We start from the raw sequence: 24,868 nt of genomic DNA, 5'->3' as shown, positions 1-24,868 counted from the left end.
TCCGAACGACAGCTCAAGTCTTAAAGACTGCTGTCGTTTTTTATTGTCACAAAATAGGAAATTTCCAGCCGTTTCCTCTTAATAAAGCCTATATTTTATGATATAATGATTTGATAAATGAAATTAGAAAAGGAAAATACAATGATTTCTTGGTTGAATAGAATTTTCAAAGGAATGGTCATTGCACTTGGCTTTATTTTGCCGGGAGTTTCAGGCGGTGTTTTAGCAGCTATCTTAGGTATTTACGAGCGCCTGATTCATTTTTTAGCACATTTAAAAGAAAACTTCGTCGAAAATGTTCTCTATTTCATACCAGTTGGAATCGGAATGATTTTAGGAATAGCTGCCTTCTCCTATCCTGTCAATCTGCTGCTGGACAACTACAAAGTGATTGTCCTTTGGGGATTTGCTGGAGCCATTATTGGGACTGTTCCCAGCCTCATTAAAGAGTCTGTCGCTAAAAGTGAGCGTGATCGGACTGATATTCTCGTTTTCTGGGTCAGCCTCATCCTTTCAGGAATCTTTCTTTATTCCCTAAATGGGATGGTCGGCACCTTGCCAGCCAACTTTCTCTCTTTCATCCTAGCAGGAGCCTTGATCGCACTGGGCATTTTAATTCCCGGACTCAGTCCGTCCAACCTTCTCCTGATTTTAGGACTCTATACCCCTATGCTGAATGGCTTTCGCAAACTGGATCTCTTGGGCACCTTTCTTCCAATCGGAATCGGAGGAGCTTTGGCACTGATTCTCTTCTCTAAGCTCATGGATCATATTTTGAAAAACTACTACTCTCGTGTCTATCACTTTATCATTGGCATTGTCCTATCCAGTACACTTCTCATTGTAGTGCCTCAAGCAGGAAACAGTGAAAGCATCAGCTATCATGGAGTTTCTATATTGACACTTGTTCTTGCAGCCTTTTTCTTCGGTCTAGGAACCTGGCTGGGACTCTGGATGTCACAATTAGAAGAGAGATATACTAATGGTTAAAAAAACAAAAATCAAAAAAACACTGGTCGAGCAAATTTTAAGCAAGTCTAAGATTGAACATCGAGGCCTGCAGCTAAATGCCTTAGCAGAACAGCCAGCCGAAGGCTTGGATCGTTCGCAGATTTATAAAACTTTGGCCTTGACAGGAGACAAGACCGGCACACTAATCGGTATCCTACCTATCACAGAACATCTGTCCGAAAAGAAAATGGCCAAGATTTCCGGCAATAAAAAAGTCAGTATGATTCCCCAGAAAGATTTGGAAAAGACAACGGGCTATATCCACGGAGCCAACAATCCTGTCGGTATCCGGCAAAAGCACAACTTTCCAATCTATATCGACCAGTCGGCTCTAGAGCGAGACAGCATCATCGTGTCTGCTGGCGAAGTCGGCCGCAGTATCGAAATCAAAGCTCAAGATTTGGCGGATTTTGTTCAAGCTGACTTTGCAGACCTCAAGGAAAATCCTAGCTCATAATTCTTCAATATTGCACCTAATATTCTCAATAAACCCTAAATAAGAAAGAAACAATCAACCACTATGAAATTATACTTTGTCCGACACGGAAGAACGGAATGGAATCAGGAAGGCCGATTTCAGGGAGCCAGCGGTGATTCGCCACTGCTGCCAACCGCCGTTGAAGAACTGCAAACCCTAGGAAAACATCTGTCTCAGACACAATTTGACAAGATTTACAGCAGCGATCTCCCACGTGCCGTTCGCTCTGCTGAAATTATTCAAGAAGAAAGCCAGTTTCCGACTGAAATCGTATCAATACCTGAACTGCGAGAATGGCAGTTGGGAAAACTAGAAGGCGCAAAAATTTCTACCATTGAAGCCATCTATCCACATCAGATGGCTGCCTTCCGCCACAACCTTTCGCAATTTAATCATACGTTTTTTGACGCTGAGTCGGTTTACCATACAACCCACCGGACCATTTCCTTTATCAAGACCTTAAAGGACAAGGACTATGAGCAAGTACTCATTGTCGGACACGGAGCCAACTTAACCGCCAGTATTCGAACCATGCTGGGCTATGACACACCCCTCCTACGCAAGAATGGCGGTCTGACCAATGCCAGCATCACCATCCTTGAAACAGAAGACTTTGAGAATTTTGAGCTGATCACTTGGAATAATACGGATTATTTAGTTGAAAAGGCAGAAAATTAAGGCTGGATTTCTAGCTTTTTTTCTTACTTTATAGCCAAATATAGATGAATTTCCCTATCTTTTGTGATAAAATAGGTAGGAAAACTTTTGGAGGAAAAACATGACTACTGAACATATCGAGGAATTAAACGACCAGCAGATTATCCGCCGTGAAAAAATGGCTGCGCTGGCTGAGCAGGGAATTGACCCTTTTGGCAAACGCTTCGAGCGGACTGCTAACTCTGCTCAACTAAAAGAAAAATACAATGATAAAGATAAAGAAGAATTAAACGAACTCAATGAAACAGCTATTATCGCTGGCCGTCTCATGACCAAGCGTGGCAAAGGAAAGGTTGGCTTTGCCCACATCCAAGACCGTGAAGGCCAAATTCAGATTTATGTGCGTAAAGATGCTGTTGGTGAAGAAAATTATGAAATCTTCAAAAAGGCAGACTTAGGGGATTTCCTCGGTATCGAAGGTGAGATTATGCGGACGGATATGGGGGAGCTTTCTATCAAGGCAACCCACCTTACTCATTTGTCTAAGGCTCTGCGTCCCCTTCCTGAAAAATTCCACGGCCTGACAGATGTTGAAACCATCTACCGCAAACGTTATTTGGATTTGATTTCCAACCGCGAAAGCTTTGAACGCTTTGTAACTCGTTCAAAAATCATCTCAGAAATCCGTCGTTACTTGGATGGACAAGGCTTCCTTGAAGTTGAAACTCCTGTTCTTCACAATGAAGCAGGTGGTGCTGCTGCTCGTCCATTTATCACCCACCACAATGCTCAAAACATTGATATGGTGCTTCGGATTGCAACTGAGCTTCACCTTAAACGTCTCATCGTCGGTGGTATGGAGCGAGTTTATGAGATTGGCCGTATCTTCCGTAACGAAGGGATGGATGCTACTCACAATCCAGAATTCACTTCCATCGAGGTTTACCAAGCCTATGCAGATTTCCAAGATATCATGGACTTGACTGAAGGTATTATCCAACATGCAGCCGTCTCTGTAAATGGAGATGGACCAGTCAACTACCAAGGAACTGAAATCAAGATCAATGAACCATTTAAACGCGTTCACATGGTTGACGCCATCAAGGAAATTACTGGAGTTGATTTCTGGCAAGATATGAGTTTTGAAGAAGCTACTGCCTTGGCTCAGGAAAAGAAAGTTCCGCTTGAAAAGCACTTCACCGAAGTTGGCCATGTTATCAATGCTTTCTTTGAAGAATTTGTGGAAGAAACCTTGATTCAGCCAACCTTTGTCTACGGTCACCCTGTAGCAGTATCACCTCTGGCTAAGAAAAATCCAGAAGATCCACGCTTCACGGACCGTTTCGAGCTTTTCATCATGACCAAAGAATATGCCAATGCCTTCACCGAGTTGAACGATCCAATCGATCAATTATCTCGTTTTGAAGCACAGGCAAAAGCCAAAGAACTGGGGGATGACGAAGCAACTGGCATTGACTATGACTTTGTCGAAGCTCTGGAATACGGTATGCCACCAACTGGAGGTCTAGGAATCGGTATCGACCGGCTGGTTATGTTACTAACAGACGTGACTACCATTCGTGATGTCCTGCTCTTCCCAACGATGAAATAATCTGTATTTTATAGGATATTAAGAAAACAAATCCTGTTGGAATTCCAGCAGGATTTTTACATCACAAAAAAGTCTGGTTTCCCAGACTTTTATTATATTATTCATACCTCAGTGCTTCAATTGGATCTAGTTTAGAGGCCTTGTTGGCTGGCAAGATACCGAAGAGAACACCGATGGTTGCTGAGAAGAGAAGGCTGACGATGCTGACTGGCAGGGATACCGTTACTGGAGTTCCTTCCAGCATTTGACTCATGGCTGAGCCTAGCACAGACGCAAGTCCCGCAGCTAGAACCAGTCCAATCAACCCACCAATCAGTGTCAAAATCATAGACTCAATCAAAAATTGCATCAGTATGTTGCCACGTGTTGCTCCTAGAGCTTTTCGCAGACCGATTTCACGAGTCCGCTCAGTGACCGATACCAACATGATATTCATAACGCCGATACCACCAACAAAGAGAGAGATTCCGGCGATGGCACCGATAACTCCTGTCATGGCACCATAAATATTTTGTACTTCCTGATAGAGGGCACTATCATCTGTCACTTGATATTCGCCCTGTTGGAGGCCAGCAATTTCTGTTAATTTCTTGGCAACCTTAGGGCCAAGTTCTGGAACTAAGCTAGTATCATTCACTCGAAGAACAATCTCTGAAATTTCATCTACTCCAAAGTTAGCAGCTATAAGAGTGTTGGTCGTAATGGCATTACCACCATAGACCTGCATGGAGCCAGATGCAGCAGCAGTTTCAGGATCTCTATAAACCCCAATCACTCGATAGTTACTGGCACCCACTGTCACAATTTTATTGATTGCCTCTTCAGCGGAAGAAAAGAGGTTCGCAGCCAGATCTTCGTCCAGCAGCACAACACTTGCAAAGCCTTGATAGTCTTGCTGCCTCAAAGCACGACCAGCAATGATTTTGTATTTTTTTACCTGGATATAGGTCATGTTTGCGCCGACAAAGTTGACGCGCTCAGCCTGCTTATTTTCGTAGCTAAAGGTTTCCATAGCAGAGTTGGTCACATAGTAGCCATCCACTCCCTTGATATGGGTCAATTCCTTAACCCATGCTTCCTGGGCCTTGGGGGGCTCCACCACTTCTTCGCTTTCATCTTCCACATTTACTGAATAGAGATCAGCTGTTTGTGTGTAGGAGCCGTCCTTGCTCTTTTTAGGAGAAAAAACGAGGCGCATGTTTTTCTGACTTTTGGTAAAACTCTCATTGACCCGCCGGGTAATGGAATCTCCTAAAGCCATGATAACCACAACCGAAGCCACTCCGATAATAATCCCAATCATGGTCAGGAAAGACCGCATCTTGTGTCCAAGAATGGAGCTAATGGCAAATTTCCAGTTTTGCATTAGGCTAGTCCTCCTTCCTTAGCGCTATCAGATGAGATGACGCCGTCACGAATGACAATTTGCCGTTTGGCATAGGCAGCAATCTCAGGCTCGTGGGTTACCATGATAATGGTTTTCCCTTCTCGATTGAGCTCAGTCAAGAGCTCCATAATCTGCTCACCAGTCTTAGTATCCAAGGCTCCTGTTGGTTCGTCAGCCAGAATCAAAGAAGGATTATTGACCAAAGCACGCGCAATAGCTACCCGCTGCTTCTGTCCTCCGGAAAGCTCTGAAGGCAGGTGATGCATCCGCGTGTCCAGCTCCACCTTGGTCAGAAACTGCTCGGCCAAGGACTTACGTTTAGATAGACCGACACCTGCATAGATTAAGGGCAGTTCCACATTTTGCAAGGCATTAAGCTTAGACAAGAGAAAGAACTGCTGAAAGACAAAGCCGATTTGCTTATTTCGAACCTTGGCCAGCTTCTTATCACCTAGCTTAGCGACTTCTTCGCTTCCTAGATGATATTCACCAGTGGTCGGACGATCCAGCATCCCAATGATATTCATCAAAGTAGACTTACCAGATCCAGACGGTCCCATGATGGCAACAAACTCGCCCTCTTCAACCTCCAGACTGATGTCTTTTAATACCTGCAGTTCCTGGTCTCCATTGCGATAGCTCTTATTAATATTTTTTAACTCAATTAGCTTCTTCATAAGATTTCACCTCTTGACCGTCTTTCAAGCTATCTGTCGGATTGATGATAACTTTACTATCCTTTGTCAAACCAGATGAGATTTCTTGATTTTCAGCATCAGCATTTCCGAGCGTTACTTCTGTCTTCTTAGCAATTCCTTTTTCCAGAACCCAAACATAGTTCTTGTCTCCGTCCATTACCACACTGCTGACTGGCACAATGAGTCCCTGAGTATTGTTTTTAACTTCAATGTTGACAGAGAAACCTTGCTTGAGCTCACCAATCTCGCTGGTAATGTCAATTGTAAATGGATATTTAGAGCCTGAAGCTGTTCCGCTGCCACCTGTTCCAGATGGCTGAGCTGCTGCTTGCTGGCCGTCTTTTGGATAGTTGGAAATGTAGCTGATTTTACCAGTCCATTTCTTGTCTGGGTAAACTTTTGATGTAATGGTCACTTCTTGACCTACAGACAAGTTAGCCAGATTGTATTCGGATAATTCACCCTTAATCTGCAGATTTCCATTGCTGACGATGTGAACTAAGGTTTGAGTAGCACCTGTTGTTGATTTTGAAACATCGCGGTTGACTTCTACGACTGTACCATCTGCTGTGCTGGTCACTGTCAAGGCATTGAGAGTAGCTTGTGCTTTGTTCATATTATCCACTGCATCAGCTCGAGCATCGCGCAGGTCAGCTGCCTGAGACTCCACAGAACGCTGAGCCTGAGCTTCAGACGCACCATCTGCTTCTTCGTCGCCAGTCGTATTTACAGTCACACCATTGGTTTGCAAGTCATGCAATTGACGATCAGCTTTGCTAACCGCCCGAGCAGCCGCATCATAAGCAGCCTGAGCCTCTGCACTTTTATAAGTAACCAATGCTTGACCGGCAGTCACCTGGTCGCCTACATTGACCAGTACATTTTCCAAGTCACCCTTGGTGCTGTCATAGTAGATGTACTGCTCATTGCTGGCTGTGACATTTCCTGTCAGCAAGACTGAAGAAGCTACTGAGCCTTCCTTGGCCTTCTGAACCAGCGGAGTCGTATCGACAGGCATCTCAGAAGGATTCCCTCCGTTTAAAAACATGAAGAGAATTGCTCCTGCAACAACTGCAATCGTAGCTCCAATAATGCTAAATAATTGCCATTTCTTTAACTTTTTCATCTTTTTTCCTCCTCTTGATGAAAACGATTTTCTTTTGTTATATTATATCACAAGGCTATCATAATTCTTCTAAAAAAATTTACAGTTTTTCACAAATGGTTGCTATTTTATCTCAAATAGTCACTCCGCTAAAATCCGTAGCAGATTTTTGCATTCACCTGCTAAAAAAGGTACAATTACCTCATATAATAGAAGGAGATTCTAACAAGATGAAAGAATTTGATATGATTGCTATTGGCGGTGGCAGCGGGGGGATTGCTACCATGAATCGGGCCGGCGAATACGGTGCTAAGGTTGCCGTTATTGAAGAAAAGAAACTAGGTGGCACCTGTGTCAATGTCGGCTGTGTCCCAAAGAAGATTATGTGGTACGGAGCTCAAATAGCTGAAGCTATCCATCATTATGGACCAGACTACGGATTTACCTCTGATAATCATGTTTTTGATTTTGCTACTCTTCGGAAAAATCGCGAAGCATACATTGACCGAGCACGTTCATCTTACGACGGTAGCTTCAAGCGGAATGGGGTTGAGCTAATCGAAGGACGTGCCCGTTTTGTGGATGCAAACACTGTCCAAGTCAACGGCGAGCTTATTCGCGCCAAGCATATCGTTATCGCGACGGGTGCTCATGCTGCTATTCCAAATATCCCTGGCGCAGGCTACGGCGAGAATTCCGACGATGTCTTTGCTTGGGAAGAGTTACCTGAATCTGTAGCCATTGTCGGAGCAGGATATATAGCAGTTGAGCTAGCTGGCGTGCTCCATGCTCTAGGAGTTAAAACAGATCTTTTTGTTCGTAAGGATCGACCACTGCGCAACTTTGACAGTTATCTGATTGACGGCCTGCTCCAAGAAATGGAGAACTCTGGACTCCAGCTTCATACCCATAAGATTCCGCAAAAGCTGGAAAAACTGCCTGATGGTCAGCTCAAGCTCTACTTTGAAGATGGCAGCAGCCACACAGCCCAGCATGTTATTTGGGCAATTGGTCGTAAACCAAACGTCCAAGACCTCAATCTGGAAGCAGCTGGCGTCACTCTCAATGAACGTGGCTTCATCTCTGTAGATGAGTACCAAAACACTGTTGTACCAGGCATCTATGCTCTAGGCGATGTAACAGGTGAAAAAGAATTAACTCCTGTTGCTATCAAGGCTGGACGAACCCTGTCTGAGCGTCTTTTCAATGGTAAAACAAATGCTAAAATGGACTACTCAACTATTCCAACTGTTGTCTTCTCCCATCCTGCTATTGGGACAGTCGGCCTGACTGAGGTAGAGGCTATCAAGACTTACGGAGCAGAAAATATCCACGTTTACACATCTAGCTTCACATCCATGTACTCAGCTGTCACCCAGCACCGCCAACAGGCCAAGTTCAAGCTCATCACTGCCGGTGAGGATGAAAAAGTCGTTGGCCTTCACGGTATTGGCTACGGAGTAGATGAGATGATTCAAGGTTTCGCAGTTGCTATCAAGATGGGCGCTACCAAGGCTGACTTTGATGCTACAGTTGCTATTCACCCGACCGGTTCCGAAGAATTCGTTACCATGCGATAAAAAATTCAAAATCAGAAGAGGTTTGGTATTCCAGCCTCTTTTTGACTTCTGCTACCATTTTATAATAAAGATGTTGACCGTTCCATAACCTAATCTTTCATTTTACAGACGAATCTTACATTTTTGTAAGATTGCGATTTAAGCTATTTGAGGTTCATTTGACATTCCTTTCAAATATCAGTCTAATAGAAGAAATTCAGAATTTTTTCAGACCATAGACTACTGCATCACTATTTTAAAGGTTAAATTGTCAAATATACATCAAGAAATTCCAAAGATTATAAAAAGCAATCTATTTATTAGTTATTATATGAGACAAGGAGCCTGAAATGAAACCTCAGACTCCTTTTTCTTTATGGTAAAATAGCTACAGCCCTCACTGGTGAACCGCTGGCTTGATGCCAGTTGGGAAAGCTAATCGAGATGAGAGCACCCTTAGCCGGCAGCTGATCCAGATTGGTCATAACTTCTAGCTGATAAATGTCCTGCTCCAAAAGATAGTATTCATTGAGCAGTCCATGCTCCGCTGTGGGGATACCCGCATCTGTATCAAAAGTTTCGTGACCTACCGCCTTGACACCACGCTCATGGATAAGAAACTCTAGAGCATCTCGACCCCACCCAGGAGTATGCTGAATCTCCTGATCATCCAGATTGCGCATAGCTGATTGACTTGGCCAACGCTTGGACCAGTCTGAGCGAAAGGCAACAAATGTTCCTGCCTCAATCTTCCCGTGCTCCGCTTCAAAATCTAAAATATCCTGCTTGCCCAGAATAAAGTCTGGATTCTCTGCTACTTCCTTAGACTTATCAATAACCACCAAAGGCAGGAAAAGATCTTTTAGCTCAATCTCTTCCAACCAGCGACCACCCTCCACAAAATGAATCGGAGCATCAATATGAGTCCCGTACTGGCCAACTACAGAAAACTGCTGAACATGAAAACCATCTTTCAAAGTGAAAATGTCCTTCTTCTCCAAGGCAGGCAGAGCTGGAAAATGCGGACTATCTTCCTTGATCTGATGGGACAAGTTGACCCATTTTTTCTCCTGTAGTTCCTGATAAATTTTTAATAAATCTGTCATATGCTTCTCCAATCTAGTCAGTCTTGCTTGGGAAGATGTTGATTACGCACCCACACCTCTAGCAAAAACTCTTATTTACTTTTGCATTATTATATCAATCAAAGTGTGCTGCTGCAATTCTTTATAGCTCTTTTAGATAATCCTTTTTTATTGATAAGAATATAGTTTGAAGCTATAGCTAATTTTTCTAATGAAATCTATTCAAACATTGAAAATTTTGATATGATAGAACAAAGCAATCCAGAAACGAGGAAAATAGATGAGTAAAACGAAAAAGCTTCTTGCAGCCTTGGGCATCCTTTTCTTTAATATTTTTGGCCTCATCGCCTTCTTTGTCTTGCTTATCAGAAGCAAGAAACGGAAATGAAAATCTGTCTGTATAATTGTCTCGTCCGATTAAGAAGGACTTGACTTTTTTTTATTTAGCTTTTAAAATAGTTACCATAAAAATAAAAAGAGGTTTACTATTTATGAACAAAAACAAAGCATTTCTTCTTGCCCTCCCAGCTATAGGAGCTGCTTTCCTAGCTGTCCTATCCCAATTAACTATTTCCATTGGCCCCGTTCCCATCACGCTGCAGACTTTTGCTGTCGGTTTGATTGCGACGATTTTCAAACCTCGCGAAGCGGTTTTGTCAGTCTTTATTTATCTGCTGCTGGGAGCTATTGGCCTGCCGGTCTTTGCTGGAGGAAGCGGTGGTTTTCAGGCTCTCTTTGGCCCAAGCGCCGGATATCTCTGGTTCTACTTACTCTTTGCCCTTGTGACATCCAGTCTGAGCCACAAGGACAGTCCTTTCTATATGATTTTTATAGCCAATGTATTGGGTGATGTTCTCGTCTTTGTCGGTGGTATCCTAGGCCTCCATTTCTTAGGAGGATTTGATTTCTCTAAGTCGGTCGCGGTTGGCCTAACTCCTTTTATTCTGCCTGACTTGCTAAAAATGGTTGCCATCACCATTATCAGCATTCCTATTTTTAAGAGTCTGAAATTCCATCCCTACTTTTCAGAGAAATAGAAAAAACTGATAGAGCTTTCTCTATCAGTTTTTAAATGCATCCACGAGAACTTGGAATTCTTCATTAGAAAGTGTAATTCCCTTGCCCATCTTGCTGTGGTCTGGGCTCCAAGTCCGAATATCATACTTAGCTGGTGCTCCATTAAAGCTAACGCGATTAAGCTCCTTGGTCCAGCCCTTGTCATTTTCAGATAGGACCAGAAGTTTTTCTTCGATTTCGAATGTAAATTCTGCCATATTTCACCTCTTGTTTTATTTTCCAACTAATAATTCGTAAAAGAATTTACAATTTAGGGAATTTTGTTATATAATATATTGTAACAAGTTATGGAGATTTTAGCTATGAAAAAATATCTCGAAATGATTTTACAAAGAGCCAACGAATTTATCAGTGGCAAAAAGAATGAACAAGGACCAGAGGACAGCGGCCGCATTCTGCGTACCATCGAGCTAGCTCTGCGTAAACAATCTGGTGTCCACGTTATCTTTCTGGATAAAAGCTTCACTGGCGATATTGTCAAATACGATCGCGAGCGCCTGCAACTGATTATCAAAAATTTTAAGAAAAGTATGACTACTATTATCCGCGTGCAGGACATCAAGCGAATCAGTCTCGTACCCAATAATATCCGTGAAGCCCAAAAGAAAGACATTCGCATCACCAACCGTCGTTTCAAAAGATAACTCTTCTATCCAGCTGGATGGAAGAGTTATTTGTTTGTCTGAAAATAAATTGATCGATGCTTCTTGCATCCTGGATTAAAAGGATGAGTACAGATAGGACAAGCATCCTCACAGCCAAGATACTGTGAAATAGTCAACTCGGTCCTGCAATGACCACAAAGAACTACTCGATCTTCTGAGCGACTCACAGGATAGGCTAGAAAAGCATGGTCTTCGTAGCGGTCATGACAGAGAAAACAAGGATAGTATTTCTGACAAGCAAAGCACTTAAGAGCTATGACATCTCTCTCACTATGATAATGCTGGCAGCGAGTCTCCTCATCAAGAGTATCTCCGTAAACCTGAATCATGCTATTTCCTCTCTGATAACCTCAATTCATAAAGATGGCTTTTAGATTAAAAAGCCACCTATGAATATAAGATTAAGCTCGGACGGTCACGCTAGTGCCATCTTCCTTGTATAGATTAATCAAGCCTTCCTTTCGAGCCCGCACCATATCGCCAGCCTCTACAGGCTGCTCCAAGTGAATGGTCAGAAGCTCCATCGGATTAGGAGCTCGATCAATTTTGTTACCATCAGCATCACGAAGGTCTGTGACAAAGGTTTCAAAATGACGGAAACCCGGTCCGTAAAATTCAACCTGATCGCCTTCATGGATAACATTTCGCTGACGAATAGTCGCTGTCTGACTGTCTGCGTCATAAGCTACTACTTCAGCTACAAATTTGTATTCTGGAATCTTGCGTCGCGCTCCGAACAGCTGCTCATTCTCAGTTGGAGTATGATAGTAGAATCCTGTGGCCAATTCTCGTTGAGCAACCTTCCACATCTCATCGACCAAGTCCTGCTTGATAGCTTCAAACTTTTCAGGACTTTCTAAGTAGGCATTCACAGCTGCTTTATAGCAGTTAGTCACAGTAGAAACGTAATGAATGGACTTCATCCGTCCCTCAATCTTCAAGCTATCCACTTCATTTTCAATCATGTCTGGTATGCGGTCAATCATGGACATATCAACTGCGGACATAGAAAATTCTTCTGGAACTTCCCCCTTCAAGCTCTTACGTTCTTGTCCAAAAGGCATATCATAGAGGTCGTATTTCCAACGGCAGGATTGGGAGCAGCCACCACGATTGGCATCGCGCATACTCATGTGGTTGGACAGTGTACAGCGGCCTGAGTAGGAGATACACATGGCTCCATGAACAAAGGCTTCAATTTCAACGTCAGTCCGTCGGCGAATTTCAGCCAGCTCAGCCATAGAAACTTCGCGAGCTAGGACAACACGAGTCAGTCCTAGATTTTTCCAGAATTCCAGCGTTTCATAGTTGGTCGCACTGGCCTGAGTAGACAAGTGGATTTCCAGACCAGGTGCTTCTGATGCTGCGATAGCAATCAAAGCCGGATCTGAAACAATGACAGCTGCAATCCCGATATCCCGCAAACGGCGGAACCACTCACCAGCTCCCTCTTCATTCCCCTCGTGCATGACCATATTGGCCGCGACATAGACCTTAGCCCCATAACGAGCCGCAAACTGAACACCTTCTTCCATCTGTTCAAAGGTAAAGTTCCCAGCCCGACTGCGCAGACCATAGGCCTGTCCGCCAATAAAAACAGCATCTGCTCCATATCGAACAGCTACTTTTAGCTTTTCCAAAGTACCAGCAGGCGATAACACCTCTGGTCGTTTCAACTTTCTTGCCATCATTTTCTCCTATTTGCAATATAAAAGTGTCGATGTCTAATCCATATTATTTTATAGTAATTCATCCCTAAAAGCAAGGTTCTTTGAATTATTTTCACAATTCTAATTTTTAGATTTTTCGAATTAATTCAAAAAAGAACTCTTAAAAAGAATTCTCGTTTCTAAATTTATTTTACCATATCGGGATCATAGTCATAAAATCCTGTATCGAGAAAACGATTTTTCGGATGCAGTTTATGAATCGCCTCATCCAGTACAAATGCTTGGTCTGAGCTAAACTTGCCTGCTTCAATCAGATCTCTCGCCTCTACAAAAATCTTAGCAATCTCGACAAAGTTGTGACCAGGTGTGTAGAGACCTTCCAACTTCCAGTGGCAGAATCCATGGTCAACCAACTCTATCAGCTTGGTCATCAAATCCAAGTCATTATTGGCAAAAATATGAGTACCATGATTGTCCTCAAAAATCGAGTAATGGCTCTGCGGGTCACTAGGTTCTGCCAGAAAGAGGTCCCGTTCTCTCGTCTTCTCATCATCGATATGAGTAAAATTATAGTAATTCTGCAAAAGAGGACGCTTGGAGTGATGGATGACACTAGCCCCATAGACCAAGACTTCAGCAGGAATTTCCAGAATCTCAGGCATCTTAAAAAGCTCTGCCGAAGGAATCTCACGCGCCAAGACAGCTTCTGAAACTCCTGCGTTCTTTGCCCAAAAGTTAATCTGGCGGCTACTGGTAACCATGGTCGAGGCATCGTAAATGGTCTTTAATTTATAACCGTCGCGCTGCAGCACATAGAAAACACCAGCATCTCCAACGGTAATATAATCTGCCCCAATCTCCTGCAGAAAATCAAGATAGGGCTTAATCTTATCCATCATTTCCTGATGCATGAGAGCGTTTACTGCAACTGTCAATTCTTTCCCTGCTTGGTGAACCAAGTCAGAAATTCGAGTTAATTCGTCTAAACTAAAATTATGAGGTAAACGAAGGCCATAATTTTTCTCTCCGACATAAATTCGATCGACATTTGCCTCCAAAAGTTCCTCAACTTGCTCTATACTTTCAGCTGTTGCTGTAATAATTATCTTTTTCATAAAACCATTATAGCAAAAAAATATAAAGGAGTGGTTTTTCATTCGAATTTATTCGTTTTGTAACTTTTTTGTAATATTTTGAACTGCAAAAAAATGGTAGAATTAGAGGGTACTGTAAGGAGAGAGAATTATGCACGTAAGAAAATACCAACAATATGATGACCCAACTGACTACTACTATCAAGAAATTGAATCTGAACAAACACCGCTCTATCAAGAATACCTACCTGAAGCAGAAACATCACCAAGATTAAGCGAACTCTTTTTCTTCTTAAATATTGCTGTTTTCTGTGTCTTGACAGTTTTGTTTAGCTTTGTATTTTTGAGCTTGAAAATGAATACATTTATGTCCTTCACTTTGGCCATTGCTTCCAGCCTGATTAGCATTCAATCTTATCGTCTGTTCGCAAAGAAACGCCAAACTAGCAAATAAACCGACCCTGTGATTCTACGATTTTAAAATAAAAATATAAGAAGAAATCGAAGACGCCTTATGTCCTCGGTTCTTTTTTCGTTCTTGCAAACAAAGAAGACTAGCAATTTTGCTAATCTTCTTTGTTTTATTTTTCTTCTTGATTATCAGTTTCAGCAGTCTTTTCTTCTTGACCTTCTGTCGCTTCTGCTCCGAAGTCAATGATGATTTCTTCTGAAGGTTCCTCTTCTTTTTCGAAGAACACCGGTTCTTCCTCAGCTAAACTGCTTTCTTCCTTATCAAATTTTTCCTTGATTTCGTTAAACTTATCTTGTGAGTAGTCAACGACTGATTTTGTCGTTTCTTTGACAGATTCGATGACTGTTTCAGTTGTAATCTCGCCTTTCTCAACTTTTTCCTTGGTTTGTTGAATTGCGCTGACAGCTTGATTTGAAAAGTCTTTAGCAGACTGAACGACAGCTTCGTGAATATCATCAGGATTTTCTTGGTATTCCTTAACAAAGTCTCGAACCTTATCTGTCGTTTCCTTTCCTTTCTTACTGGTCAGAAAATAGGCAGCAGCTGCACCAGTAACAGCGCCCAATAACAGTGATGAAAATTTTCCCATAATAGACCTTCTTTCTTATTTTTTAAACAATTTTGAAGCAAAACGCAAAGCAGATAAACCAGCTGTAGTTTTGACTGTTCCCTTACCAGCAGACACCGCTTTTTTACTCAGCGTACGCGCCTGAACGTTCAAATCTGAAACGGACTCAGACAGGTCCGCAACAGCTGTAAACAAAGGATCAATGGTTGCGACTTTTTGATTGATGTCGTCAGTTAAGACATTGACCTTGGCCAGTAAATCATTGGTTTGGTGAAGGGTCACATTGACATCAGAAGTCAAGACCTTGATGGTATTTTCTGTTTCATCTAGCATTTTACCAGCTTTCTCGCCCAGATTTTTGACAGTAATCGTCAAGTAAATCACGAAGATAATGAGCGCTACCGCTAGTAATGCATAAGCAATTTCAATTATCATATTTCTCTCCTTTCATTGCAGACATCTCTTACAAGAGTCAGCGGCTCTAAGAATTTCTTATTCTTGATAATAAGGGGCTTGCTTTTTTCTTTGGTATATGATGATGCCGATTCCGACAAAAATAAGAATCAGAGATAGCCATTGGGAAACACGCAGACCAGCAAACATGAGACTGTCTGTCCGCATACCCTCAATGATCATCCGACCAAATCCATACCAAATTAGATAGAAGGCGGCGATTTCTCCCTGTCTCAGCAACTTAGGCCGACGGCGGAGAACAATAATCAAGATAAAACCAATCAGATTCCATACAGATTCATAGAGGAAGGTTGGCTGTCTATAGCTACCCTCGATATACATATTTTCCCGAATAAAGCTAGGCAGATAGTCCAAACTCTTAACTGCCGCACCATAGGCCTCATGGTTGGCAAAATTTCCCCAGCGACCAATACTCTGGGCAATCATCACACTTGGTGCTGCAATATCTAGAAAATCAACTGGATGAATCAACCTTCTCCGACAGAAAAAGTAGAGAACGATAGCACCAGCTATCAGCCCACCGTAAATGGCAATACCTGCTATTCCGCCATTCCAAAAATCAATGATTTTTATCAGATTCTTACCGTAATAATCCCATTCAAAAGCCACGTAATAAAGTCGGGCACCAACGATGGCTACAGGAAAAGCTACTAGGATAAAATCCAAAATATCATCAGGAATAATCTTCCGACGCGGAGCCTCTTTCATGGCAAGATAAACGGCTAATACTAAGCCTGTGACAATACAGATGGCATACCAGCGAATACTGATAGGACCAAGTTGGATAGCTACTGGATCAATCATGTTTCACCTCATTCCGGCTAATTAAATCGGTGAGGCGCTCTTCAAAGATCTTAGTAGCATCATAGCCCATTTGCTTAGCTCGATAGTTCATCGCTGCAGCCTCAATCACGACTGAGATATTGCGGCCAGTCTTTACAGGAATCCGAATACGTGGAATTCTGACACCGGCAACCTCCAGCTCCTCTGTATCATTACCTAGACGGTCAAAAGTCTTTTGAGTATCGTAATTCTCCAAATAGACAGCTATCTGAACTTGAGAAGAATCTTTGACTGCACTGGCTCCGTATAAGCTCATGACATCAATGATACCAACACCACGAATTTCCAATAGGTGGCGCAGTATTTCAGCCGGCTCTCCCCAAAGGGTCACTTCATCCTTGGCATAGATATCCACTCGGTCATCCGCAACCAAACGATGGCCACGCTTAACCAATTCAAGTCCTGTCTCACTTTTACCAATTCCACTGTCCCCTTGGATGAGAACACCCATGCCATAGATATCCATCAGGACCCCATGAACACTGGTTCTCTCAGCCAGCCGAGAATCAAGATAACTGGAAATTTCTCCAGACAAGCGGCTAGTAGAGGCTTTGCTTCTAAGAATAGCAACCTGCTTCTCATCAGCCGCATCAATCATTTCTTTAGGAATCTCTAAATTTCGAGCAATGATAACCACCGGCGTCTCAGGCTGGAACATTTTCAACAGTACTTGATGGCGATTATGAGAGCTCATCTTCATCAGATAAGACCACTCTTTCATCCCAATCAGCTGTATCCGCTCGGGTGTATAAAAATCAAAATATCCAGTCATTTCAAGTCCAGGCCGAGAAATATCTGAAGTTTTAATTTCTTTTTCCAGTAATACTTTATCACCGTACTCCTGAGACAGACGAGACATTTTTAAGAGGTCTTTGACCTTTACTGACATTGTCTTCTCCCTTCAAATTTGTCTGCTTCTATTATAGCAAATTTTTACCTCAAAAGAATCTTTAAGATTGATTTTAGAACGAAAAAATATTTTGATTTAAATCAACTTTTTAGTAAAAATAGAAAAACAGCCATGGTCTTAGTCAAGCAGGCTGTTAAGAATCTTCTTTTGGTTCTTAAAACAAGGATGGTTTTCTACAAAATCTGGGACCTCTTTCAGAGGCAACCAGACATGAGCATCTGTTTCGCCTTCCTGATAGCGGACTTGACTCTTATCGCCAGACACAACCACCTCATAGTAGTCGAAATGGCACTGATCATTGACAGAGCACACCTGCTCCAAAAGTCTGATGCTGTCAGGAACCAAGCCTGTTTCTTCTTCTAATTCACGTAAGGCGGCTGTCAGACTATCCTCTCCAGCCAGCACACTGCCGCCTGCTCCGAACTCATAATAGCCAGGATAAAGGCTTTTATTGGCTGACCGTCGCATAAAGAGAATATCACCATCCTGATGGCGAACCAAGACATTAACACAGAGATGAAACTGTCCTTCAGGAATTTTTTCTCCTCGAACCAGGAGATGAGGGAGTTGATTTCGATTTAAGTCATAGGCATTCCAAACTTCTGTCATATTTCCTCCTTAGATAAATTGCTAATATTTTGGTGAAGTTTTTAAGTGTCAATTTACCTGGTTTTCTATCCTGCTTCTTTTTTAGATTTTATCTAAAAGAAGCAAGCAGAAAATAAATCACGGTATAGAAATGTCTTACTAAAACATTCCCTACTTCAAGTAAAAAATCGGGAGTGCATCCCGAAATTTTCTATTTTATTAAGAATTACCAAAACCAGCCGTCTTTATCGTCTTCGATAGCTTCTGCTTCTTTTCGTTTGCGCGGGCCGGTTCCATACATTTCTTCTTCTATGTCTTCTTTATAGGGCATAACCATGGCCAGCAGGATATAGATGAGAATTCCCAAGCCGAAATTGACCACAGTAAAGATAATAAAGAGGAAGCGCACCAAGCTCAGATCAAAATCAAATTTATCACATAGACCGGACAAGACACCGGAAATCAGTCGATTCTTTTTCAACTTATAGAATTTCACGTTCATGATAGAGACCTCAATGATCATATTTACTTTATTCTACCATATTTCATGAGAAAACAATCGGGCCAAAGGCTGATTATGCCTTAGAAAGTTCATTCTTTAAAAAAGAGAGTTCTTCAAGGAACTCTCTTGCTAATCTATCAAGCTTTCTCTGACAAACGGAGCTTGCCCATACAGCGTCCGCAACGGTATTTTTGAAGATTGACTATACGTCTACGACGGATAAGTGCTCCGCAGTTCAGGCATTCATAGACGAGAAAAGATTGCGAGTTGGACAACGCGGGAGCGTAGCGCAGACCATCAACTTTCTTGAGCAGTTCTTTAAAATCTCTATCCCCATGGCGGTATCCTTTACCCTGATAATAGAGGTGATAGTGAGCCAGCTCATGGCGGACAATTTTTCGAAAGATCTCCAGCCCAAAAGTTTCATAGATTTTTGGGTTGAAATCTAGATGACCATCTTTTGGAAAGAAGCGTCCTCCTGTAGTGCGGAGGCGCTTGTTCCAATAAGCTTGGTGGCGGAATTCCCAGCCAAAATCCTCAAGCGAAACCTGCTTGACATAGTTAGTTAGATTCATTTGGTGCTATCAGAGAGAGGTTAACCTTCTCCCGCTCCACATCTAGCTTATCCACCCAGACAGTGACCAAATCACCAACAGATAGGACCTGACTAGGATGCTTGATATAGTCTGTGCTCAGCTTGGAGATATGAATAAGACCGTCTTCGTGGATACCGATATCCACAAAGACTCCGAAATCAACGACATTCCGGACGACTCCTTCTAGCTTTTGACCGATGCGCAGATCCTTGATATCCAAGACATCCTGCCGCAGAACTGGCGCGTCGAAGGAATCACGCAAATCCCGGCCAGGCTTGAGCAAATCAGCAATAATATCTTTGAGGGTTTCTTCTCCTAAGCCTAGCTCTGCAGCTAAACTAGCAGTCTGCACAGCTTTTAACTTAGCTTGGGCAGCTTCATCCAAACTGCTGATTTCCAGACGCTTAAAGAGCTCCTCCACTGCCTTATAAGACTCTGGGTGGACGCCTGTATTATCCAGCAAGTTATCACTTTCGGGAATACGCAGGAAGCCGGCTGCTTGTTCAAAAGCCTTTGCACCCAGACGCGGCACTTTCTTGATGGCCTCGCGAGACCGAATCAAGCCTTCTGTTTCCCGATATTTAACAATATTTTCTGAGATAGTCTTATTGAGACCAGCTACGTGGGCCAGCAGGGCAGGACTTGCGGTGTTGATATTGACCCCGACCTGGTTAACCACGGTATCAACGACAAAGTCCAGACTTTCAGACAGCTTTTTCTGGCTGACATCATGCTGGTACTGACCAACCCCGATAGACTTAGGATCAATCTTAACCAGCTCTGCCAAAGGATCTTGCAGACGGCGAGCTATGGAAATAGCTGAGCGCTTTTCAACGGTCAACTCTGGAAACTCATGACGAGCCAGTTCACTAGCAGAGTAGACAGACGCCCCGCTCTCATTGACGATGACATAGCTGACAGTTGGATGAGATTTCAAGACTTCTGCTACAAAGGCTTCGCTTTCTCGGCTGGCAGTTCCGTTTCCAATGGCAATGATTTCCACGCCAAACTGCTCAATCAGCTCCGATAACTCTTTCTTAGATGCTTCAATCTGAGCTGGCTTTGCTGGCGCTACTGGATAGATGACATGGGTCGTCAGCATTTTTCCTGTCGCATCAACAACAGCCAGCTTGGCTCCTGTCCGAAAGGCTGGATCAAAGCCCAGTACTACGCGACCTTTGAGAGGAGCAATCAGGAGGAGGTGACGGAGATTATCTGAGAAGAGCTGAATCGCACCATCTTCAGCGGTCTCAGTCAGCTCGGTCCGAATACGACGCTCCATGGCTGGAATGATTTTCTTTTTAACTGCTTGCTGGACAGCTTCGATAATATAGACATTTTTCACCTTGAAGCGTACTTCAAAGAAGCGCAGGATCTTCTCGAGATTGTGCTCAAAACCAACCTTGAGAATACCTAGCTTCTCACCACGATTAAGAGCCAGAGTCCTGTAGCCTTGCATAGTCGCTACTTTTTCAGAAAAATCATAATAAATTTGGAAGATCTGCTTTTCATCCAAATCACCGTCTTTGAGACTGGATACGATAGAAGAATTGGTCTGCATCTCATGGTAGGTCCAAGCCCGCAGCTTAGTATCTTCGGAAATTGCTTCAGTCAGAATATCCACTGCTCCAGCTAGAGCAGCTTCTGCTGTTGGAAAGGCTTCACTAGTAAGTTTCTCTGCCTCTTCCTGCAAGTTAGCCGCATCCTGTAGGATGAAGCGGGCCAAAGGAAAGAGACCTGCTTCACGAGCAATAGTAGCCTTGGTACGGCGCTTCTCCTTATAAGGCAGATAAAGTTCTTCCACATCAGCCAGCTTCTCAGCAGCCTCAATCTCAGAGCAAAGAGCATTCGTTAGTTTGCCCTGCTCCTCAATCTTAGCTAAGACCGTCGCTTTACGCTCTGCCAAGGCAGTCATGCTCTTATCTAAGTCAATGATTGCCTTAATTTCGACCTCATCCAGATTTCCTGTCATTTCCTTACGGTAACGAGCAATAAAAGGAATTGTATTTCCCTCAGCGGTCAGATCTAGAACCTGTGATACTTGGCTTTCTTTAAGGCCCAATTTCTGGGCAATTTTTTCAATATTTATATTTTCCATAACAATCCTATTATATCACAAGTGCTTTGAAAGATAGGCTATTTTAGAACTATTTAGTACTATTTGTACAAAAAAATTTAGGGTAAATTAACGACAAAGGGTCTCTTATGTCTCAAAATTTCATTTTTTGATAATTGGTAGTATAATAGAATTATTATTTTAGAAATGAGGTGCCTTTATGGCTGTTAAATTTACTAGATCAGATGATTTGGACAAAATGTTCGAGGAATTTGCGACCCTGCCCAAGATGGAAAAGGTAGAGTTCCCTGAGGAAGACAAGAAAAAATCTAAAAATGAGAAGGATAAGAAAGAATGAACTTCTTCTCTCAGCTACCGGCCAGTGTCCTGCAAGCTGGTGCCATTTTTCTCTCCATTATCATTGAGGCCCTGCCTTTTGTCTTAATCGGAAGTATCATTTCTGGCTTTATCGAGGTGTATGTCACGCCAGACAAGGTTTATCGTTTCCTGCCCAAGAACAAATGGACTCGGATTTTCTTTGGAAGCTTGGTTGGTTTTGTCTTCCCCTCTTGCGAGTGCGGGATCGTCCCCATTATAAATCGGTTTCTAGAAAAGAAAGTTCCCAGTTACACGGCTGTGCCCTTTCTGGTAACGGCTCCAGTCATCAACCCCATCGTGCTCTTTGCGACCTACTCAGCCTTTGGAAATTCCCTCCGAATGGCTCTGCTTCGTGCTTTAGGTTCTATGGTCGTGGCTATTCTTTTAGGGATTTTTCTGGGCTTCTTTGCGGATAGCAATATTCAAAAAGAAAATCGCAAAGCAGTCCATGAACATGACTTTTCACATCTCAGTAAGGGACAAAAGCTTTTTCAGGTCTTTGTGCAGGCCATTGACGAATTTTTCGATACAGGTCGTTATCTGGTTTTTGGCTGTCTCTTTGCCAGCCTAGTCCAGGTCTATGTGCCAACCAGAATCCTGACCTCCATCAGCTCAACACCAGCTGTTGCTATTCTTCTGCTCATGCTGCTGTCCTTCCTGCTCTCACTTTGCAGTGAAGCTGATGCTTTCATTGGAAGCTCCTTGATTGCTAGTTTCGGCTTATCGCCAGTCTTAGCTTTCTTGGTCATTGGGCCTATGCTAGATGTCAAGAATCTGCTGATGATGAAAAACTACTTTAAGACGCGCTTTATCTGGCAATTTATCAGCCTGGTTACCGTCGTCGTCTTTCTTTACTCTTGGCTTGTGGGGGTAGTGCTATGATTCGATTTTTAATCTTAGTCGGCTACTTTGAGATTACCATGTATCTGCAGCTGACAGGCAAGCTCAACCAATATATCAATCTCCACTACTCCTATCTGGCCTATCTATCTATGATTCTGTCCTTTGTCTTAGCAGTTGTGCAGCTTATCATCTGGATGAAGAGGATGGAGGTCCACAGTCATTTAAACACTCGCTGGGCCAAGTTAGGTAGCGTGCTGCTCCTTGTCATTCCACTTTTTGTGGGAATTTTCTTTCCAACTGTTACCTTGGATTCGACAACAGTTTCGGCTAAAGGATTTCATTTCCCGCTGGCTGAGGGAACTTCAACTGCTATTCAGCAGGACGAAGGCACAACCAGCCAATACCTAAAGCCGGATACCAGCACCTACTTTACCAAAGGGGCTTACGAAAAAGAAATGCGGGCAGCCGCCAAGAAATATGTCAAGCAAGATACCATTCAGGTCACAACTGAGAACTACATGGAAATCATGGAGGTCATCTATGATTATCCCGACGAGTTTGTAGGCAAAACGCTGGAGTTCACCGGCTTTGTCTACAATGACCCCAGCGACCAGAAGAGCCAATTTCTTTTTCGCTTCGGTATTATCCATTGTATCGCCGACTCAGGTGTCTATGGCCTCTTGACGACTGGAAATACCCAGCATTTCGAGAATAATACCTGGATTCATGCCAAGGGAAAAATTACCATGCACTACCATAAAAGTTTGGGGCAAAGCCTGCCAACTCTAGAAGTTGAAAGCTTTGATAAGGTAGAAAAACCGGACAATCCTTACGTTTATCGGGTATTTGAATAAAGAAAACGAGGCTGGCACAATCGTGTCTAAGCCTCATTTTTTGTATTTGAATATGTTTCAAGCAGCGGTCAATTTCTTTCTATTTGTCTCCCTTTTCAGAAACCGAATTTCTGAATACAATCTTTAGAAAAATTGTGATAAAATAGAGACATCATTTAGAAAATAGGTATCAGGATGTCTTCAAAAGTTATTGTAACAATTTTCGGAGCCAGCGGTGACTTGGCTAAAAGAAAACTCTATCCATCCCTCTTCAGGCTCTATAAGTCTGGCAATCTTTCCAAGCATTTTGCAGTCATTGGAACAGCCCGCCGGCCTTGGAGCAAGGAGTATTTTGAGTCTGTCGTTGTCGAAGCAATCGCTGATTTAGCTGACAGTCCAGAGCAAGCCCAAGAGTTTGCCAGCCACTTCTACTATCAAAGCCATGATGTGCAGGATACCGAGCACTACATTGAGCTGCGCAAGCTTCAAAGCCGACTCAATGAGCAGTACCAAGCCGAGCACAATAAACTCTTCTTCCTGTCCATGGCTCCGCAATTTTTCGGTACCATTGCCAAACACCTCAAGTCTGAAAATATCGTAGACGGCAAAGGCTTTGAACGTTTGATTGTCGAAAAACCTTTCGGGACAGACTTGGCAACTGCCAGCCAACTTAACGAAGAACTCTTAGCAGCCTTTGATGAAGAACAGATTTTCCGTATTGACCATTACCTAGGCAAGGAAATGATTCAGAGCATCTTCGCTATCCGCTTTGCCAATCTTCTCTTTGAAAACATCTGGAATCGTGACTACATTGACAATGTCCAGATTACCTTTGCAGAAAAGCTTGGTGTCGAAGAACGCGGCGGTTACTATGACCAGTCCGGTGCTCTACGGGATATGGTGCAGAATCATACCTTGCAACTCCTATCACTCTTAGCTATGGACAAGCCGAAAAGCTTCAGCAAAGAGGACATTCGGGCAGAGAAAGTCAAAGTTTTTGAACGCTTGGTACAGCCCGACAAAGATGACTTAAAACGCTTCTTTATCCGCGGTCAGTATAAGTCAGGCACGGTCAAAGGTAAGAAATACATCTCCTACCGAAGCGAGCCTAATGTTAATCCTGACTCCATGACCGAGACTTTTGCTTCAGGGGCTTTCTTTGTAAATAGCGAGCGTTTCCGTGATGTTCCATTTTTCTTCCGGACTGGTAAACGTCTCACTGAAAAAGGCACTCTTGTCAATATCGTCTTTAAGCAGATGGAGTCCATCTTTGGTGAGGAATTAGCGCCAAATGTTCTGACCATTCATATCCAGCCGACTGAGGGCTTCTCACTCAGCATGAATGGCAAGGAGGTCGGTGAACGCTTCAGCTTAGCTCCTCTCTCTCTGGACTATCGAACAGACGCAACAGCTAGCGGTGCTTCCCCTGATCCTTACGAAAAATTAATCTTTGACGTCCTTAACAATGACTCAACCAACTTCAGCCACTGGGATGAAGTGCGTTCCAGCTGGGAGCTGATTGATCAGATTGAAGAGCTATGGCGTAGCAACGAAGTGCCTCTTCATGAGTATCCTGTCGGTTCTATGGGACCAGATGCTTCCTTTGAACTCCTTAGAGAATTTGGAGCTGACTGGCAATGGTCTCCAAATAAGTAAGATTTTAAAATTTTTAATATAAAAAACCAGTACTCGTACTGGTTTTTTGTT

General features: G+C 43.0%; 28 protein-coding genes. 12 read left to right on the top strand and 16 right to left on the bottom strand.

Annotated elements, in window-relative coordinates; all coding sequences use genetic code 11:
• Positions 1 to 141: 141 nt before the first annotated feature.
• The 4 genes from O3627_RS01445 (at position 142) to lysS (ending at position 3,758) form a co-directional block, all read left to right on the top strand.
• Positions 142 to 990: a DUF368 domain-containing protein gene (locus tag O3627_RS01445; protein ID WP_023916480.1), complete on the top strand. Its 849-nt coding sequence runs from the start codon at positions 142 to 144 to the stop codon at positions 988 to 990.
• Complete coding sequence (locus tag O3627_RS01440; RefSeq protein WP_111675581.1) at positions 983 to 1,468, top strand: aminoacyl-tRNA deacylase; 486 nt, start codon at positions 983 to 985, stop codon at positions 1,466 to 1,468. The genes O3627_RS01445 and O3627_RS01440 overlap by 8 nt, the downstream gene beginning before the upstream one ends.
• Positions 1,469 to 1,531: 63 nt before the next feature.
• Positions 1,532 to 2,167, top strand: coding sequence for a histidine phosphatase family protein (locus tag O3627_RS01435; RefSeq protein ID WP_111675580.1), 636 nt, complete (start codon positions 1,532 to 1,534; stop codon positions 2,165 to 2,167).
• A gap of 100 nt (positions 2,168 to 2,267) precedes the next feature.
• Complete coding sequence (gene lysS / locus O3627_RS01430) at positions 2,268 to 3,758, top strand: lysine--tRNA ligase (RefSeq protein ID WP_111675579.1); 1,491 nt, start codon at positions 2,268 to 2,270, stop codon at positions 3,756 to 3,758.
• Positions 3,759 to 3,855: 97 nt separating this feature from the next.
• Here the strand turns inward: lysS and O3627_RS01425 are convergent, their stop codons facing one another.
• From O3627_RS01425 to O3627_RS01415, 3 genes are read right to left on the bottom strand one after another with little or no spacing between them, the layout of a single operon-like run.
• The gene (locus O3627_RS01425) at positions 3,856 to 5,124 is read right to left on the bottom strand and encodes an ABC transporter permease (protein ID WP_061592583.1); all 1,269 of its coding nucleotides are present in this window, start codon (positions 5,122 to 5,124) and stop codon (positions 3,856 to 3,858) included.
• Positions 5,124 to 5,822, bottom strand: coding sequence for an ABC transporter ATP-binding protein (locus O3627_RS01420; RefSeq protein WP_002897232.1), 699 nt, complete (start codon positions 5,820 to 5,822; stop codon positions 5,124 to 5,126). The genes O3627_RS01425 and O3627_RS01420 overlap by 1 nt, the downstream gene beginning before the upstream one ends.
• A complete protein-coding gene (locus O3627_RS01415; protein ID WP_343091917.1) occupies positions 5,806 to 6,969 on the bottom strand; it encodes an efflux RND transporter periplasmic adaptor subunit in 1,164 nt (387 codons plus the stop codon). Before O3627_RS01415 ends, O3627_RS01420 begins: the two co-directional genes overlap by 17 nt.
• A 209-nt stretch (positions 6,970 to 7,178) precedes the next feature.
• On the opposite strand from O3627_RS01415, the gene gorA reads away from it, so the two are divergent.
• Positions 7,179 to 8,528, top strand: a complete 1,350-nt coding sequence (gene gorA, locus O3627_RS01410) for a glutathione-disulfide reductase (protein ID WP_343091918.1) — start codon at positions 7,179 to 7,181, stop codon at positions 8,526 to 8,528.
• 353 nt (positions 8,529 to 8,881) lie between these two features.
• Here the strand turns inward: gorA and O3627_RS01405 are convergent, their stop codons facing one another.
• Positions 8,882 to 9,613 carry a cyclase family protein gene (locus tag O3627_RS01405; protein ID WP_268701757.1) on the bottom strand — a complete coding sequence of 244 codons (732 nt, stop codon included), beginning with the start codon at positions 9,611 to 9,613 and terminating at the stop codon, positions 8,882 to 8,884.
• A gap of 470 nt (positions 9,614 to 10,083) precedes the next feature.
• Between O3627_RS01405 and O3627_RS01400 the strand changes: the two genes are divergently transcribed.
• Positions 10,084 to 10,629, top strand: a complete 546-nt coding sequence (locus tag O3627_RS01400; protein WP_125382722.1) for a biotin transporter BioY — start codon at positions 10,084 to 10,086, stop codon at positions 10,627 to 10,629.
• 24 nt (positions 10,630 to 10,653) lie between these two features.
• On the opposite strand, the gene O3627_RS01395 is transcribed toward O3627_RS01400, so the two are convergent.
• The gene (locus O3627_RS01395) at positions 10,654 to 10,866 is read right to left on the bottom strand and encodes a YdbC family protein (protein WP_002897227.1); all 213 of its coding nucleotides are present in this window, start codon (positions 10,864 to 10,866) and stop codon (positions 10,654 to 10,656) included.
• 90 nt (positions 10,867 to 10,956) lie between these two features.
• On the opposite strand from O3627_RS01395, the gene O3627_RS01390 reads away from it, so the two are divergent.
• Positions 10,957 to 11,313, top strand: coding sequence for a hypothetical protein (locus tag O3627_RS01390; protein ID WP_002899965.1), 357 nt, complete (start codon positions 10,957 to 10,959; stop codon positions 11,311 to 11,313).
• 26 nt (positions 11,314 to 11,339) lie between these two features.
• Here O3627_RS01390 and O3627_RS01385 read toward each other — a convergent pair whose 3' ends face one another.
• From O3627_RS01385 to O3627_RS01375, 3 genes are all read right to left on the bottom strand, one after another.
• On the bottom strand, positions 11,340 to 11,663 hold the full coding sequence (locus tag O3627_RS01385) for a CHY zinc finger protein (protein ID WP_002923994.1): 324 nt from the start codon (positions 11,661 to 11,663) through the stop codon (positions 11,340 to 11,342).
• Between the two features lie 72 nt (positions 11,664 to 11,735).
• Positions 11,736 to 13,022 carry a U32 family peptidase gene (locus O3627_RS01380; RefSeq protein ID WP_125382723.1) on the bottom strand — a complete coding sequence of 429 codons (1,287 nt, stop codon included), beginning with the start codon at positions 13,020 to 13,022 and terminating at the stop codon, positions 11,736 to 11,738.
• A 167-nt stretch (positions 13,023 to 13,189) separates the two neighbouring features.
• Entirely contained in the window at positions 13,190 to 14,119 is a 930-nt protein-coding gene (locus O3627_RS01375) for a peptidase U32 family protein (RefSeq protein WP_176798671.1), read from the bottom strand.
• 130 nt (positions 14,120 to 14,249) lie between these two features.
• Between O3627_RS01375 and O3627_RS01370 the strand changes: the two genes are divergently transcribed.
• Positions 14,250 to 14,552, top strand: coding sequence for a DUF3270 family protein (locus O3627_RS01370; RefSeq protein WP_002894977.1), 303 nt, complete (start codon positions 14,250 to 14,252; stop codon positions 14,550 to 14,552).
• Between the two features lie 127 nt (positions 14,553 to 14,679).
• Here O3627_RS01370 and O3627_RS01365 read toward each other — a convergent pair whose 3' ends face one another.
• The 8 genes from O3627_RS01365 to O3627_RS01330 form a co-directional block, all read right to left on the bottom strand.
• The gene (locus tag O3627_RS01365) at positions 14,680 to 15,159 is read right to left on the bottom strand and encodes a YtxH domain-containing protein (RefSeq protein ID WP_371621245.1); all 480 of its coding nucleotides are present in this window, start codon (positions 15,157 to 15,159) and stop codon (positions 14,680 to 14,682) included.
• A 15-nt stretch (positions 15,160 to 15,174) separates the two neighbouring features.
• The gene (locus tag O3627_RS01360; RefSeq protein WP_002897219.1) at positions 15,175 to 15,573 is read right to left on the bottom strand and encodes a DUF948 domain-containing protein; all 399 of its coding nucleotides are present in this window, start codon (positions 15,571 to 15,573) and stop codon (positions 15,175 to 15,177) included.
• A 57-nt stretch (positions 15,574 to 15,630) separates the two neighbouring features.
• The gene (lgt, locus tag O3627_RS01355; protein WP_002909314.1) at positions 15,631 to 16,416 is read right to left on the bottom strand and encodes a prolipoprotein diacylglyceryl transferase; all 786 of its coding nucleotides are present in this window, start codon (positions 16,414 to 16,416) and stop codon (positions 15,631 to 15,633) included.
• Entirely contained in the window at positions 16,409 to 17,344 is a 936-nt protein-coding gene (hprK, locus tag O3627_RS01350) for an HPr(Ser) kinase/phosphatase (RefSeq protein ID WP_002894971.1), read from the bottom strand. Before hprK ends, lgt begins: the two co-directional genes overlap by 8 nt.
• A gap of 138 nt (positions 17,345 to 17,482) precedes the next feature.
• A complete protein-coding gene (locus tag O3627_RS01345; protein ID WP_002906107.1) occupies positions 17,483 to 17,974 on the bottom strand; it encodes an NUDIX domain-containing protein in 492 nt (163 codons plus the stop codon).
• A gap of 205 nt (positions 17,975 to 18,179) precedes the next feature.
• On the bottom strand, positions 18,180 to 18,455 hold the full coding sequence (locus O3627_RS01340; RefSeq protein WP_032907817.1) for a PspC domain-containing protein: 276 nt from the start codon (positions 18,453 to 18,455) through the stop codon (positions 18,180 to 18,182).
• A 137-nt stretch (positions 18,456 to 18,592) separates the two neighbouring features.
• The gene (locus tag O3627_RS01335) at positions 18,593 to 19,030 is read right to left on the bottom strand and encodes a SprT family protein (protein ID WP_371621244.1); all 438 of its coding nucleotides are present in this window, start codon (positions 19,028 to 19,030) and stop codon (positions 18,593 to 18,595) included.
• Positions 19,017 to 21,149 carry a Tex family protein gene (locus O3627_RS01330; RefSeq protein WP_371621243.1) on the bottom strand — a complete coding sequence of 711 codons (2,133 nt, stop codon included), beginning with the start codon at positions 21,147 to 21,149 and terminating at the stop codon, positions 19,017 to 19,019. The genes O3627_RS01335 and O3627_RS01330 overlap by 14 nt, the downstream gene beginning before the upstream one ends.
• Before the next feature lie 178 nt (positions 21,150 to 21,327).
• Here O3627_RS01330 and O3627_RS01325 point away from each other — a divergent pair, with 178 nt between their 5' ends.
• The 4 genes from O3627_RS01325 (at position 21,328) to zwf (ending at position 24,817) form a co-directional block, all read left to right on the top strand.
• Positions 21,328 to 21,465, top strand: a complete 138-nt coding sequence (locus tag O3627_RS01325) for an SPJ_0845 family protein (protein WP_002897213.1) — start codon at positions 21,328 to 21,330, stop codon at positions 21,463 to 21,465.
• Positions 21,462 to 22,367 (top strand): permease, encoded by a 906-nt coding sequence (locus tag O3627_RS01320; RefSeq protein ID WP_002897212.1) that lies wholly within the window; start codon positions 21,462 to 21,464, stop codon positions 22,365 to 22,367. Before O3627_RS01325 ends, O3627_RS01320 begins: the two co-directional genes overlap by 4 nt.
• Positions 22,364 to 23,182, top strand: coding sequence for a TIGR03943 family protein (locus tag O3627_RS01315; protein ID WP_227963741.1), 819 nt, complete (start codon positions 22,364 to 22,366; stop codon positions 23,180 to 23,182). The genes O3627_RS01320 and O3627_RS01315 overlap by 4 nt, the downstream gene beginning before the upstream one ends.
• A gap of 174 nt (positions 23,183 to 23,356) precedes the next feature.
• Positions 23,357 to 24,817 (top strand): glucose-6-phosphate dehydrogenase, encoded by a 1,461-nt coding sequence (gene zwf / locus O3627_RS01310; RefSeq protein WP_371601528.1) that lies wholly within the window; start codon positions 23,357 to 23,359, stop codon positions 24,815 to 24,817.
• Positions 24,818 to 24,868 lie beyond the last annotated feature (51 nt).

This window comes from Streptococcus sp. 27098_8_82 (assembly GCF_041431615.1).
In the GTDB taxonomy this organism is placed as follows: Bacteria; Bacillota; Bacilli; order Lactobacillales; family Streptococcaceae; genus Streptococcus; species Streptococcus sanguinis_K.
This window is presented reverse-complemented; position numbering and strand designations above follow the sequence as displayed.